9 protein-coding genes and 4 tRNA genes are annotated in these 13,293 nt (G+C 70.8%); 5 read left to right on the forward strand and 8 right to left on the reverse strand.

The genetic code is table 11. The annotated features are described in order from the left end of the window. Positions 1-268: 268 nt before the first annotated feature. Positions 269-1,372 carry a Leu/Phe/Val dehydrogenase gene (locus ACE4Q9_RS17660; RefSeq protein ID WP_397985183.1) on the reverse strand — a complete coding sequence of 368 codons (1,104 nt, stop codon included), beginning with the start codon at positions 1,370-1,372 and terminating at the stop codon, positions 269-271. Between the two features lie 198 nt (positions 1,373-1,570). Here ACE4Q9_RS17660 and ACE4Q9_RS17665 point away from each other — a divergent pair, with 198 nt between their 5' ends. Together ACE4Q9_RS17665 and bldC are read left to right on the forward strand one after the other, a co-directional pair. Continuing rightward, entirely contained in the window at positions 1,571-2,413 is an 843-nt protein-coding gene (locus ACE4Q9_RS17665; RefSeq protein WP_397985184.1) for a hypothetical protein, read from the forward strand. 554 nt (positions 2,414-2,967) lie between these two features. Beyond that, complete coding sequence (gene bldC / locus ACE4Q9_RS17670) at positions 2,968-3,174, forward strand: developmental transcriptional regulator BldC (protein WP_003949541.1); 207 nt, start codon at positions 2,968-2,970, stop codon at positions 3,172-3,174. A gap of 886 nt (positions 3,175-4,060) precedes the next feature. Here the strand turns inward: bldC and ACE4Q9_RS17675 are convergent. Both ACE4Q9_RS17675 and hrpA read right to left on the reverse strand, forming a co-directional pair. Further along, positions 4,061-4,135 (reverse strand) — tRNA-Asp (locus ACE4Q9_RS17675). 97 nt (positions 4,136-4,232) lie between these two features. After that, positions 4,233-8,177, reverse strand: coding sequence for an ATP-dependent RNA helicase HrpA (gene hrpA, locus ACE4Q9_RS17680; RefSeq protein ID WP_397985185.1), 3,945 nt, complete (start codon positions 8,175-8,177; stop codon positions 4,233-4,235). 188 nt (positions 8,178-8,365) lie between these two features. Between hrpA and ACE4Q9_RS17685 the strand changes: the two genes are divergently transcribed. Further along, positions 8,366-9,406, forward strand: coding sequence for an ABC transporter permease (locus ACE4Q9_RS17685; protein WP_397985186.1), 1,041 nt, complete (start codon positions 8,366-8,368; stop codon positions 9,404-9,406). 8 nt (positions 9,407-9,414) lie between these two features. On the opposite strand, the gene ACE4Q9_RS17690 is transcribed toward ACE4Q9_RS17685, so the two are convergent. The 5 genes from ACE4Q9_RS17690 to ACE4Q9_RS17710 form a co-directional block, all read right to left on the reverse strand. Further along, complete coding sequence (locus ACE4Q9_RS17690) at positions 9,415-9,759, reverse strand: hypothetical protein (RefSeq protein WP_397985187.1); 345 nt, start codon at positions 9,757-9,759, stop codon at positions 9,415-9,417. A 76-nt stretch (positions 9,760-9,835) separates the two neighbouring features. Further along, positions 9,836-9,912 (reverse strand) — tRNA-Phe (locus ACE4Q9_RS17695). A gap of 24 nt (positions 9,913-9,936) precedes the next feature. Continuing rightward, positions 9,937-10,011: transfer RNA gene (locus tag ACE4Q9_RS17700), tRNA-Asp, on the reverse strand. A gap of 39 nt (positions 10,012-10,050) precedes the next feature. Beyond that, positions 10,051-10,123 (reverse strand) — tRNA-Glu (locus ACE4Q9_RS17705). Between the two features lie 80 nt (positions 10,124-10,203). Further along, on the reverse strand, positions 10,204-11,784 hold the full coding sequence (locus tag ACE4Q9_RS17710; RefSeq protein WP_397985188.1) for a metallophosphoesterase: 1,581 nt from the start codon (positions 11,782-11,784) through the stop codon (positions 10,204-10,206). Positions 11,785-12,198: 414 nt separating this feature from the next. Between ACE4Q9_RS17710 and ACE4Q9_RS17715 the strand changes: the two genes are divergently transcribed. Both ACE4Q9_RS17715 and ACE4Q9_RS17720 read left to right on the forward strand, forming a co-directional pair. Continuing rightward, a complete protein-coding gene (locus ACE4Q9_RS17715; protein ID WP_397985189.1) occupies positions 12,199-12,549 on the forward strand; it encodes a metallopeptidase family protein in 351 nt (116 codons plus the stop codon). Positions 12,550-12,698: 149 nt separating this feature from the next. Beyond that, complete coding sequence (locus ACE4Q9_RS17720) at positions 12,699-13,211, forward strand: hypothetical protein (RefSeq protein ID WP_397985190.1); 513 nt, start codon at positions 12,699-12,701, stop codon at positions 13,209-13,211. Positions 13,212-13,293: the final 82 nt, after the last annotated feature.

Genomic DNA, 13,293 nt, shown 5'->3' on the forward strand with positions numbered 1-13,293 from the left:
GCTTCCACGGTACCTGAGCCCGCGCCCATACGGTACGTCGCCCGCAGCACGCGCGTGTGCACAGAACCTTCGAGGTGCCCCGTCCTCGCTGGTCAGTGGCGATTTTAACCACTTATCGGGGAACGACCCGCCGAGGGAAGTGAGAGTTCTCTCTAACTCGCCCCCGGCGGGTACCGCTCATGTGTGCGAAATCATGCGCGTGAGGCCCTGCGTGCGGTGCTCACCGCAGTGCTCCATGTGGTGCTCCATGGGGTGCTCCGCATGGCGCTCAGCGCCCGGTGTGGCCCGCGCGTGCCTCGGCCATCCGCTGCTCGGCGATCCGGTCGGCCGCCGCGGCCGGCGGAATCCCGTCTTCCTTCGCACGTGCGAATATGGCCAGCGTGGTGTCGAAGATCCTCGCCGCCTTCGTTTTGCACCGCTCGAAGTCGAAGCCGTGCAGCTCGTCGGCCACCTGGATGACCCCGCCCGCGTTCACCACGTAGTCCGGCGCGTAGAGGATCCCGCGGTCGGCGAGGTCCTTCTCCACGCCCGGATGGGCGAGCTGGTTGTTGGCCGCGCCGCACACCACCTTGGCGCTGAGCACCGGCACGGTCTCGTCGTTCAGGGCGCCGCCGAGCGCACAGGGCGCGTAGATGTCCAGGCCCTCGACGCGGATCAGCGCGTCGGTGTCGGCGACCGCCGTCACCCCCTCGTACTGGTCGAGGATCCGCTGGACGGCGTCCGGACGGACATCGGTGACGACGACCTTGGCGCCCTCGTCCAGCAGATGGCGCACCAGGTGGTGGCCGACCTTGCCGACCCCGGCCACGCCGACCGTGCGGTCGCGCAGCGAGGGGTCGCCCCACAGGTGCTGGGCGCAGGCGCGCATGCCCTGGTAGACGCCGAAGGAGGTCAGCACCGAGGAGTCGCCGGCGCCGCCGTTCTCCGGGGAGCGGCCGGTGGTCCAGCGGCACTCGCGGGCCACCACGTCCATGTCGGCCACATAGGTGCCGACGTCGCAGGCGGTGACGTAGCGCCCGCCGAGGGAGGCGACCATCCGGCCGTAGGCGAGGAGGAGTTCCTCGGTCTTGTCGCGCTCCGGGTCGCCGATGATCACGGCCTTGCCGCCGCCGTGGTCCAGACCGGCCATGGCGTTCTTGTACGACATCCCGCGCGCGAGGTTGAGCGCGTCGGCGACGGCCTCGGCCTCGGTGGCGTACGGGTAGAAGCGGGTACCGCCGAGGGCGGGGCCCAGAGCGGTGGAGTGGAGCGCGATCACGGCCTTGAGGCCACTGGCGCGGTCCTGGCAGAGCACGACCTGCTCATGACCGCCCTGCTCCGAGTGGAACAGGGTGTGCAGGACATCAGCAGGCGCGCCGGTTACGTCGGTCACTGTGGTGACTCCTGTGTACTAGCGGCGAGTGGGGTCAGCTCCCGTACGGGTGGCGGGGGCTGGTGGCATGAGCGTAGAGCCTGCGTCCGGCCGCCGTCCGCGCAGTGTTCAGGATCACTCGCACGGGCTCACCGCGCCCCGCGGGCCGTGGCACGATTTGCAGTGTTTCCAGCCGGTCCCGATGGGGAGGGAGCAGGCGTGCCGAAGGTGTCCTCCGTGGTCGTCCCCTATGCCGCCTACCTGCGCGTGTACGAGCCGCTGGGCGCCTTCCCGCAGCCGGAGCGCGACCACTGGGCGCGCTACGCCCGCCGCCCGGACCGGCCCTCGTACCAGGACGAACTGCGCCGCTCCCTGGCCGACTTGGTGCCGACCCCGCCCATCGCGGTGCCGGTGCACGAGAGCGGCGACGCCTTCGTGCTGGAGGTCGAGGGGGTGGTCTGCGTATGCCCCTGGCGGACCCGGCTGCGCGGCTGGCAGGCGCTGGAGGAGCTCGGCGACGAGCTGCCGCCGCCGGTGCTGGACGCCGTGCTGCCGCCGGTGGTGCGCCGGCAGGCGGCCCTGGACTACGAGCGCTGGCTGGGCCGCAACCCGGACGCCCGCCCGTGGATCCGCACGGCGACCTGGCAGGTGCCGGTGAACTGGTTCGTGCTGGTCGCGGACGAGGAGCGGCAGTACGACAAGGGGAGCGCCGAGGAGCCTCCGGCGCTGCGCTACCGCACGCCGATGGTGCAGGCCCGGCGTCGGGTGGCCAGGGCGCTGCGCACGCTGAAGGAGACCGTGGCGGAAGGGCCGCTGATCGACGGCCTGCTATACATCGGCCGCTGGCTGGAGGAGTTCCATCCGCGTTCGCTGGTGGAACTGGACTACGGCGGTCTGGTGCATGTGCTGCCGGCCGACGAGCTGGCGGACGACCACTCGGCGGCGGACGTGGCCGAGGGCATCGAGGCGCTGCGCCAGGGCGACGAGGAGGCGGCCGCGGAGGCGTACGCGCGGCTGGTGGAGCGGTGGCGCCCGGTGCGGGACCGGCGTTCGGCGAACTGACGTTCAAACAGAATCCGCCGGAACGTGATCCGCGCCACAGCTGAGACGGTGCTCAACGGCGTACGGTCAAGCGCGCTTCCCTCACCTGACGGGGCATCGGCCACGATCCGGACGTTTGCGTCAAGGATGCCCGAAAGGTGATGGACTGCACGTACGGGGCCCTTGCGCCTCTTCCCCCTCCTCATGCCAAAATAGGACAAGGAGTCCGGGGAGGGTTCCTTCCGCCCAAGTGTGGTGCACTATGGGCGGAATCTTCGCATTGCAAGCTTTGGGGGGTCTGGTGCCTCCTGATCGCCCTGTGACTGATCGTCACGGTGGCGTGACTGTCCGCTATGGCATGGTCCATCGGCTTCCGTCGCTGATGAACACCTGGGAGGGCAATTCCGTCGGTTTGGCCGACCGGGCTGGACAGATGGTGTAGTTGTAGTGCCGAGGACAAGCCGTTCGTCCTATAACCGACTCGACTCGCGTCCGCCATTTCGGGCAACGCGGGTCAAGGTGCAGAATTTAGAGGAAAGAACCGAGAAGGTTCGGTTCTCCCGAGGAGGCCGCTCATGACCGCTCGCACCCCTGATGCCGAGCCGCTGCTGACCCCGGCTGAGGTCGCCACCATGTTCCGCGTCGACCCCAAGACGGTCACGCGGTGGGCGAAGGCCGGCAAGCTCACGTCGATCCGCACGCTCGGCGGGCACCGCCGCTACCGCGAGGCCGAGGTCCGCGCCCTGCTCGCGGGCATCCCGCAGCAGCGCAGCGAGGCCTGACCGAGCAGCGGAACAACTGAATACAGGGCGAAACGGCGGGCCCCCCAACCTGCCGAGGCGCCCGAAACCCTAGCTTCAAACGACGCGGGACCTGCCCCAACAGGCCTCACGCCCGAGCCGAAGAGAACGTTGTAGGCAAGCGACACAGGGTGCGTCGTCGATCGCGCTGGACTCCGCCGGGTCCAGCGCGATCTGTTTTGTGCGCTGGTCGGGGGTGGGGTGGGGGTCAGGGCGGGTGCTCGGGGCGCACTTCGGTATGGGGTGCAATTGCACATATTAAATTGACCCGTTGTAGGACGGGTGTAAGTTCCGCTCTCCTGAAAACTTATGCGGTGACACCCGTCACATGCCGGGCCACTTGTTGCCTCGGGCGCCGGTGAGCTAATGGAAGCACCGGTTCCAGTGTCCGCTGTGCGAACGGGAGTTGAGGGCGTGCGCCGGTCACGCCGTACGGGACCGGGCTCGCTGGTCCTCGGTCCGCTCCGCGGGGCCGGCGCTCGTCGCCGACCGCAGGGGCCTTGCTCCTTGGGCACCGACCCCGACGGACCCCGTCAAGGCCGCGCGCCACCAGGACCCCCCGGAAGCGCCCAGAAGCGGACGTGCGGGCTCGGACGGGCTTCTGCGGGGTTTGCCGACTGTCGTTGCCCTCAGGGGCCGTTGAGGCGGCGCGGCCGCGACGGGGCCGGGCGGCCTTCGCCTCAAGGAGACACGAGTAGGGCCCGCGATCCTCCGCGAACATGGGTCTTGCCGCTGCTGCGGTCCTGACGGGTTCTGCCCCGGCCGATCGCGGCTTCGCCGCGGGCGCGGCCCCCGTCTTGACGGGTGGCGAGATGGGGCATGAAGTAAGGCCCGCAGTCCTCAAGGGATGCGGGCCTTACTGTTACTGCGGTCCTGACGGGATTTGAACCCGCGGCCTCCACCTTGACAGGGTGGCGAGCACTCCAAACTGCTCCACAGGACCAGGTTTCGCGGCGCTTTGCCTGGTGCGTTGTGCTGCGAGATGAGACTGTACAGGAGGTGAGGCCGCCTGGTCGAACTCACCCCTTGTGAGCGGCCGGTTACGGCGCGAGCGCGTCGATCGCCTTGGTGATCCGCTTGTCCGAGACGGGGTACGCCGTGCCCAGCGCGTGCGCGAAATAGCTGACCCGCAGCTCCTCCAGCATCCAGCGGATGTCCAGGACCTGCTGCGGAACCGGCCGCCCCTCGGGCAGCTGCTCCAGCAGCCAGGCGTACTCGTCCTGCATCTCGTGGACCTTCTCCATGCGCGTGGTGTCCCGCTGCACGTTCGTCGGCATCTGCTGGAGCCGCCGGTCCGCCGCCACCAGGTACCGCATCAGATCCGGCAGCCGCCGTATCCCCGCCCATGTGACGAACCCCGGCTTCACCAGCGCGTCCAGCTGCTTGCGGACGTCCGTGAGGTTCGCGAGCAGCGCCGGGCTGCGGACGGCCTTCAGACGCCGCTCACAGGCCCCCCACGCGGCCAGCACCTGCTGCACCTGCCCGACCGTGCGCACCGTGGTGTCCACGATCTCGGCTCGCACCTTGTCGTACAGCTTCCGGTACGACTCCTCGTCCCACGCGGGGCCGCCGAAGTCGCCGATCAGCTTGTCCGCCGCGGCCATCGCGCAGTCGTCGAACAGGGCCTGGACGGAGCCGTGCGGGTTCGCGGACAGCCCGAGCTTCTGCTGGTTGCTGAGCTTCTCGGACGCGAACTTGGCCGGGTTCACCGGGATGTTGCGCAGGATCAGCCGCCGGGTGCCCTTCCACATGGCCTCCGCCTGTTCGGCCTCGGTGTCGAAGAGTCGTACGGAGACCGTGTCGCCGTCGTCCACCAGCGCCGGGTACGCCTTCACCGGCTGCCCGGCCCGGCGTGTCTCGAAGACCCGGCTCAGCGTGCCGATCGTCCAGTCGGTCAGCCCCTCGCGTTCCAGCGCGGGCCCGCCCTCGCGGGACGCGGTCGCCGCCGCGGCCTGGGAGAGGGCCTTGCGCGCCTTCGGTTTCAGCCGCAGCTTCAGCGCCTGGAGGTCCTTGTCCTCGGCCAGCTTCCGGCGCCGTTCGTCGACGATCCGGAACGTGATCCGGAGATGCTCGGGCACCTTGGACCAGTCGAAGTCCTCCGCCTCGAACGGCACCCCGACCATCCGCTTGAGCTCGCGCGCCATCGTCACGGTCAGCGGCTCCTGGAGCGGGACCGCCCGCTCCAGGAAGGCCTTGGCGTAGTTCGGCGCGGGCACGTAATGGCGCCGGATCGGCTTGGGCAGGGACCGGATCAGCTCCGTGACGACCTCTTCCCGCAAGCCGGGGATCTGCCAGTCGAAGCCCTCGTCCGTGACCTGGTTGAGGACCTGGAGCGGGATGTGCACGGTCACACCGTCCGCGTCCGCGCCCGGCTCGAACTGGTAGGTGACCCGGAACTTCAGGGCGCCCTGCCGCCAGATGTCCGGGTAGTCGGCCTTGGTGACCGCCTCCGCGGACTCGCGGATCAGCATCTCCCGCGCGAAGTCCAGGAAGTCCGGCTGTTCATGCCGCTTGCGCTTCCACCAGGAGTCGAAGTGCGCGCCGGAGACGACGTGTTCGGGGATCCGCTGGTCGTAGAAGTCGTACAGCGTCTCGTCATCCACCACGATGTCCCGGCGCCGCGCCCGGTGTTCCAGCTCCTCGACCTCGCTGAGGAGCTTGCGGTTGTCGGCGTAGAACTTGTGGTGGGTGCGCCAGTCGCCCTCCACCAGCGCGTTGCGGATGAACAGCTCGCGGGAGACCTCGGGGTCGATCCGGCCGTAGTTCACCTTGCGCTGGGCGACGATCGGCACGCCGTACAGCGTGACCTTCTCGTACGCCATCACGGCCGCCTGGTCCTTCTCCCAGTGCGGCTCGCTGTACGTGCGCTTCAGCAGGTGCCCGGCGAGCGGCTCGACCCATTCGGGCTCGATCTTCGCGTTGACCCGCGCCCACAGCCGGCTGGTCTCCACCAGCTCGGCCGACATCACGAACTTGGGCTGCTTCCTGAACAGCGCCGAGCCGGGGAAGATCGCGAACTTGGCGTTGCGGGCGCCCAGGTACTCGTTCTTGTTGCCCTCGCGTACGTCCTTCATCCCGACGTGGGAGAGCAGCCCGGCCAGCAGGGAGACGTGCACGCGGTCGGCAGGCGAGTCCTCCTCGGCGAGGTGGATGCCCATCTGCTTGGCCACGGTCCGCAGCTGGGTGTAGATGTCCTGCCATTCGCGGATGCGCAGGAAGTTCAGGTACTCCTGCTTGCACATCCGCCGGAACGAGCTGGAGCCGCGCTCCTTCTGCTGCTCGCGGATGTACCGCCACAGGTTGAGGTAGGCGAGGAAGTCGCTGGTCTCGTCCTTGAAGCGGGCGTGCTGCTGGTCGGCCTGCGCCTGCTTGTCGGCGGGGCGTTCGCGCGGGTCCTGGATGGACAGGGCGGCGGCGATGACCATGACCTCGCGGGCGCAGCCGTTCTTGTCGGCCTCCAGCACCATGCGCGCCAGGCGCGGGTCCACGGGCAGCTGGGCCAGCTTGCGGCCGGTGTCGGTGAGCCGCTTGCGCGGGTCCTTCTCGGCGGGGTTCAGCGCGCCCAGCTCCTGGAGCAGCTGGACGCCGTCGCGGATGTTGCGGTGGTCCGGGGGATCGATGAAGGGGAACTTCTCGATGTCGCCGAGGCCGGCCGCGGTCATCTGGAGGATGACGGAGGCCAGGTTGGTGCGCAGGATCTCCGCGTCGGTGAACTCCGGCCGGGCGAGGAAGTCGTCCTCGCTGTACAGCCGGATGCAGATGCCGTCGGAGGTACGGCCGCAGCGGCCCTTGCGCTGGTTGGCGCTGGCCTGGGAGACCGGTTCGATGGGCAGCCGCTGGACCTTGGTGCGGTGGCTGTAGCGGCTGATCCGGGCGAAGCCGGGGTCGATGACGTACTTGATGCCCGGAACGGTCAGCGAGGTCTCGGCGACGTTCGTGGCCAGCACGATCCGGCGGCCGGTGTGCGGCTGGAAGACCCGGTGCTGCTCGGCGTGGGACAGCCGGGCGTACAGCGGCAGGACCTCGGTGAATCTGTATTTCTTCTTCTCCAGCGCGTCCGCCGTGTCGCGGATCTCCCGCTCGCCGGAGAGGAAGACGAGGATGTCGCCCTTGCCCTCGGCCTGGAGCTCCTCGACCGCGTCGCAGATCGCGGTGATCTGGTCCCGGTCGGCGTCCTCGGAGTCCGCTTCGAGGAGGGGCCGGTAGCGCACCTCCACGGGGTACGTCCGCCCGCTGACCTCGATGATCGGGGCGTTCCCGAAGTGCCGTGAGAAGCGCTCGGGGTCGATGGTCGCCGAGGTGATGACGACCTTGAGGTCGGGCCGCTTGGGCAGCAGCTGGGCGAGGTAGCCCAGCAGGAAGTCGATGTTGAGGGACCGCTCGTGGGCCTCGTCGATGATGATCGTGTCGTAGGCGCGCAGCTCGCGGTCGGTCTGGATCTCGGCGAGCAGGATGCCGTCCGTCATCAGCTTGACGAAGGTGGCGTCCGGGTTCACCTGGTCGGTGAAGCGCACCTTCCAGCCGACGGCCTCGCCGAGCGGGGTGCGCAGCTCCTCGGCGACGCGCTCGGCGACGGTACGGGCGGCGATCCGGCGGGGCTGGGTGTGCCCGATCATGCCGCGCACGCCACGGCCCAGCTCCAGGCAGATCTTGGGGATCTGCGTCGTCTTCCCGGAACCGGTCTCACCGGCGACGATGACGACCTGGTGATCGCGGATGGCCGCCGCGATCTCGTCCTTCTTCTGGCTGACCGGCAGCTGTTCGGGATAGGTGACGGCCGGCACGCGCAGGCGCCGCTCGGCCATCCGGCCCGCTGCCTTGTCGAGCTCGCCCTCGATCTCGGCGAGCACGGCGTCACGGGCCTCGGGCTTGCGGATCTTGCGCGCGCCCTCGAGCCGCCGCCCGAGCCGGTGCGCGTCACGCAGCGACAACTCGGTCAGACGGGCGGCGAGGGAGCCGAGGGCGGGGGCTGGATGCGTAGACATACGCGATCCAGGATCTCACCTCGGCCGAAACGGAGTCGACCGATTTGCCGCCGGTCGACGGCCTCGCGCCCGAAGGGGCGCGGGACTGTGCCGATATGCAGCCCCGCCGCGTGGGCGCGAGCAACCACCGGCGACCCGCGCCCGGCGATCAACAGGCACCCGTCGCGCCGAGATGCCAGAGTTCCCCTATGTCCGATTCGCGTACGCCCGATTCGCACTGGACGACGTTCAAGCGGTCCCCCTTCCTCCCCGCCACCGTCCTGCTCCTCCTCATCTCCGCCGCGGCCGGCCTCTTCGCGGGCTCCTACACCTACGCCATGGCGAACCCCACCCCGCACAGCATCCCCGCCGCGGTCACCGGCGCCTACGGCAAACCACCGGCGCGCACCTTCCTCGCGGGCATGGAGCGCGCCCTGTCGGCCTCACTGAAGCTGCACCCGTACCCGGACCGGGCCGCGGCCGTACGCGCCGTGGACCGGCAGCGCGTCTTCGCGGTGGTCGACGCACCCGCGGGCGCCGGGCCGGTCAGGCTGGACGTGTCCGCGGCCTCCGGGGCGACCGTCGCCCAGCTCCTCGGCCAGGCCGCGGCGAGCGTGAGCCGGGCCACCGGGACGCCCGTGGTGGTGCACGACCTCAAGCCGCTCCAGCAGGGCGACCCGCGCGGACTGGCGATCTTCTACGTCTCCCTCGCCGCCGTGGTGATCGGCTTCATCGGCGCGATCCAGCTCAGCGTGCACGCGAAGGCGCTGAACCCGCTGGAGCGCATTGCCTTCACCGTCGGCTACGCCCTGCTCGGCGGGTTCACGATCGGCGCGGTGGTCGACTGGTGGCTGGGCGCGCTGCGGCTGCCGTTCATGGAGTCCTGGCTGATCCTCGCCCTGACGATGTTCACGTCCGGCATGGTCTTCACGATGTTCAACACCCTGTTCGGGCGCTGGGCCATGCTGCCGACCTGGGGCCTGATGGTGCTGCTCGGCAACCCCTCGTCCGGCGGCGCCGTCTCCTGGCCGCTGCTGCCGTCCGCGCTGGGCGCGATCGGCCGCTGGCTGCCGCCCGGCGCCTCGGTGAACGCCCAGCACACCGCGGTCTACTTCCGGGGCGACCAGCACGCCTTCCCGTTCCTGGTACTGGCCGGCTGGTCCCTGCTCGCCTGCGCGGTCTTCCTGATCTGGCGCCACCGCCACCCGGGCGGCCGCTCGACGGGCCCGGCCAAGGAGGTCGGGACCTAGGAACCGGCCTAGGAGCTGGAGGTGGGCGCCGCGGGGGCGGGGATCGCGTCGGTGCCCACGGGGGGTGCGGGGACCGCGGGAGCCGGCGCGGGGGCCGGCTGCTGGACCGGGCCGGCGGCCAGGGTCATGGACCGGGCGGTGTTGGACACCGCCTTGATGCCCAGGTAGGCGGTGGTCATGCCGCTGACCGCGGTGAAGGCGGCGGTGAGGATGCCGACGACCACCGAGGTGTCGCCGTTCAGCCGCCAGACCCCGACGGCCGCCACGGCGGCGATCGCGACATTGCTGGCTATCACCGCCAGCATGCCGTACTTCGCCTTCTTCTTTTCGAGCTCGATCTCGGTGCCGCTCATGGTCCCCCCGACCTGGCTGGAGTGCGACGCTGTCGTACGACGACGAAGGCCCCGTTCGTCGAACGGGGCCTTCGGGTGGTGGCTGGGGCCGGGGTCGAACCGGCGACCTATCGCTTTTCAGGCGATCGCTCGTACCAACTGAGCTACCCAGCCACGAGGTTTCACGTGAAACCTCAGCGGTCCTGACGGGATTTGAACCCGCGGCCTCCACCTTGACAGGGTGGCGAGCACTCCAAACTGCTCCACAGGACCAAGCTGTTTGTGTGCAACAGTGTCGCACACGGTTCTGCGTGCCCCCAACGGGATTCGAACCCGTGCTACCGCCTTGAAAGGGCGGCGTCCTAGGCCGCTAGACGATGAGGGCTATCGGCCCGCCTGGGCGCTTCTCAGCGCGTCGGGGACGTGAGAAGCATATGGGATGGCGAGGGGGATCGCCAAAACGGTTTACGGGCGGCCGGGGGCGGGCGCCTTCCCGGTGGGCGCGGGGGCGGTCGAGACGGGTGCCGCGCCGGGCCGGTTGTCGTCCGCCAGATGGCGGCTGACCTCGGCCGTCGTCAGTCCGAGGCCGCCCAGCCGGATCGCGTCCCAGGCCTGGAGCCGATGGCTGTCGCGGTCGAAATAGAGCACCGACGCCTCGATCGGCGCCGGGTACTTCCCCTCCACCGCCCGCAGCCCGCTGCCCCCGGTCGAGCCCTCCATCCGCAGCCGCGTCCCGTACGGAAGCTTCTCGTCCCCCTCGTGGTGCAGATGCCCGCACAGCACCAGCGGCACCTCCCCGTCCGTCTCCCGCGCCGCCACCGGCTCGTGCGCGATCGCCACGTCCACCGGGGTGCCCGCGGCCCGCTGGGAGCGCAGCGCGCTGTCCAGCCGGTCGCCGGCCAGCCGCTCGGCGGCGTCACCGCCGGGCACCACCGCGCGGTCCGGGGTGAACTGCGGATCGCCGATGCCCGCGAAACGCAGTCCGCCGACCGTCTGCGCGTGCCCGTCGTCCAGCACATGGACGTTCTTCATGTGCTCCAGATGGCGCTGGGTGACCTTGGAGTCGTGGTTTCCCCGCACCCAGACGTACGGCACGCCCAGCCCGGCGATCGGGCCCAGAAAGCCGTTCTCCGCCGCCGTGCCGTGGTCCATCGTGTCGCCGGAGTCCACGATCACGTTCACCTTGTACTGCTTGACCAGCGAGGCGATGATCTTCCAGCTCGCCGGGTTCAGATGGATGTCCGACACGTGCAGGACCCGGATGGTGGAGGGGTCCGGCTGGTAGGCCGGGAGCGTGGACGTGACGTCGTACAGCTTGGTCACGTTCGTCACCAGGCGGGCCAGCTCCTCCTGGTAGACGTTGAAGTCGGTGACGATGCTGCGCGCGTTGCCGATCACCGAGGGCGCGGAGGAGAGCAGCCCCGAGAACCTCGGCTCCAGCACGGACTTGGGGTTCCAGGTCGCGTACGCGGAGGCGCCCGAGGCGGCCAGCAGCGCGAGGGCCAGCCCGGCGGCCGTGAGGGCCCGGCGCGGGCGCCGGTAGACGGCGAACCCGAGGACGCCCGCGCCGGTGACCACGGCGACGCAGGAGCGCACGGCGAGGTCGAACGTGCCGTGCTCCACGTCGTGCACCACCTCGTCCTGGAGGCCGGAGATCCGTTCCGGGTGGTCGACCAGTTCCTGGGAGCGCAGCGGGTCCAGCTGATCGACGTTGACGTCCAGGCGGACCGGCGCGACATGGCTGTCCAGGGTGAGCGCGCCCAGCGGGGACACATTGATCTTCGTGCCGCCGGTCAGCGAGGGGCGCAGCGCCATCGTGGTGTTCATCGGCCCGACCGGCGTCCGTACGTTGCCGACGACCAGCAGCCCCAGCCAGGCGCCGACGAGCACGACCAGGGTGAGTCCCAGCGCGCCGGGCCAGGGCCGGGGACGGGCGGCCAGCTCCAGCTCGGGGAGCGGCCGGGGGCGGGGGGCCGGGGGGCGGCGGAAGAGGGCTGCGACGCGGTTCGGCATGCGGTTCAGGACGGCGGCGGGGACGCGGACCATTGGTCCCGTATGCCCATGTGCGGGGGCGGATATGCGGGTTGGCCGGCTCGCGCGCGGGGCGCCGTGGGGAAGTCGGCCAGGCTCGGAGGCTGCGGAGGGGTTCGCCGTCTCGTGGGCGGGGCCGTCCGGCCGGCGGGTGGCGGTCGTCCGGCGCGTGGTGATCGGCCGCCTCGTGCGGGGCGACCGGCCGCTCCCGTGCGCGCGGACCGGGTGGGCGGCGGGGGCGGACCGGTGCGGGAGCCGGCGGCCCCCGGTGCGCGGGCCCGATCGCCCGTGCGGCGTCGCGGGACAGGACGATGTCGCCGGCGGCCCCTGTGTGCGAGCGGTCGACGGCCCCCGTGCGCGGGCCCGGTCGCCCTCGCGCGCGTCGCACAGCCGCTCTCGTACGGCCCTCCCGTGCCCGACAATGGCCCTGTGCTGGAGATGACGCGCGAGGAGTTCGAGGAACTGGTGGCCGAGGCGCTCGACCGGATCCCGCCGGAGCTGACGCGGCTCATGGACAACGTGGCGGTGTTCGTCGAGGACGAGCCGCCCGCCGCCGACCCCGGTCTGCTCGGCCTGTACGAGGGCACCCCGCTGACCGAGCGGGGCGAGTGGTACGCCGGTGTGCTTCCCGACCGGATCACGGTCTACCGGGGGCCGACGCTGCGGATGTGCGACACGCGCGAGGACGTCGTGGCGGAGACCGAGGTGACCGTGGTGCACGAGATCGCCCACCATTTCGGCATCGACGACGCCCGGCTGCACGCCCTCGGTTACGGGTGACGAGGCGTCAACGCGGCCGTACGGGACGCGGGTACGGCCGTAGCGGCCGTACGAGCCGCGTGACTTGATGCGTACGCGGCGCGTGTCCTCCCGCGGGCGACGGGAGTTGGACAGGTTGACCCCGTTCCCTGTCCCCGGAGGTGGCCGCCGTGCGCCCCTTGCCCGTACCCGTACGTCTGGTCGTCACGGCACTGGCCGTCTCCACCGCCGCCGGCTGTGTGAACGTGGGTGATGCCGGGAGCCGGACCGCGCCCTCCCACTCCGCGGGGCGGCACGGCGGAGCCGGAGCGGCGGGCGCCGGGCCCGCTGCGGACGGCGTGGCCGCCCCCGGACGCATCGCCCCCGGCGGCGACGGCAAGCACGGGCACGGCGGCAAGCGGAAGCCGGGGGAGTCCGCCCCGGCGTCCCCGTCCGGCGCGTCCGGCGCGGACAGCGCCCCCGCGGACCCCGCGAAGCCCCGCAAGACCCCCGGCGCCCCGCCGGCCCCGCCGCGGGCCCAGCCGACCCCCGGACCCACCACCGCCCCGCCCCCGCCGCCGGCGACCACCCCGCCGCCCGACACCCAGCCCCCCTCGGCCGAGCCCTCCTCCTCGGCGCACGAGGACCCCGGCCCCCAACTGGTCCAGCGGGAGCCGGCCCCCGCGGCGGGCGTCCCGATGTGACCGGACACACGCTGCCGAGCGGGCCATCGGTTTGCCTTCATGGGGGGAGGGTGCGTATGGTGGTAGATCGTTTGATCCCATT

It is taken from the genome of Streptomyces sp. AM6-12 (assembly GCF_044327085.1).
GTDB lineage: Bacteria > Actinomycetota > Actinomycetes > Streptomycetales > Streptomycetaceae > Streptomyces.

What these genes read in the sequence shown, in the direction of transcription:
- bldC (WP_003949541.1), top strand. Translation starts at nt 2,968, where the DNA reads ATGACCGCTCGCACCCCTGATGCCGAGCCGCTGCTGACCCCGGCTGAG.
- hrpA (WP_397985185.1), bottom strand. Translation starts at nt 8,177, where the DNA reads ATGTCTACGCATCCAGCCCCCGCCCTCGGCTCCCTCGCCGCCCGTCTG.
- ACE4Q9_RS17685 (WP_397985186.1), top strand. Translation starts at nt 8,366, where the DNA reads ATGTCCGATTCGCGTACGCCCGATTCGCACTGGACGACGTTCAAGCGG.
- ACE4Q9_RS17690 (WP_397985187.1), bottom strand. Translation starts at nt 9,759, where the DNA reads ATGAGCGGCACCGAGATCGAGCTCGAAAAGAAGAAGGCGAAGTACGGC.
- ACE4Q9_RS17710 (WP_397985188.1), bottom strand. Translation starts at nt 11,784, where the DNA reads ATGGTCCGCGTCCCCGCCGCCGTCCTGAACCGCATGCCGAACCGCGTC.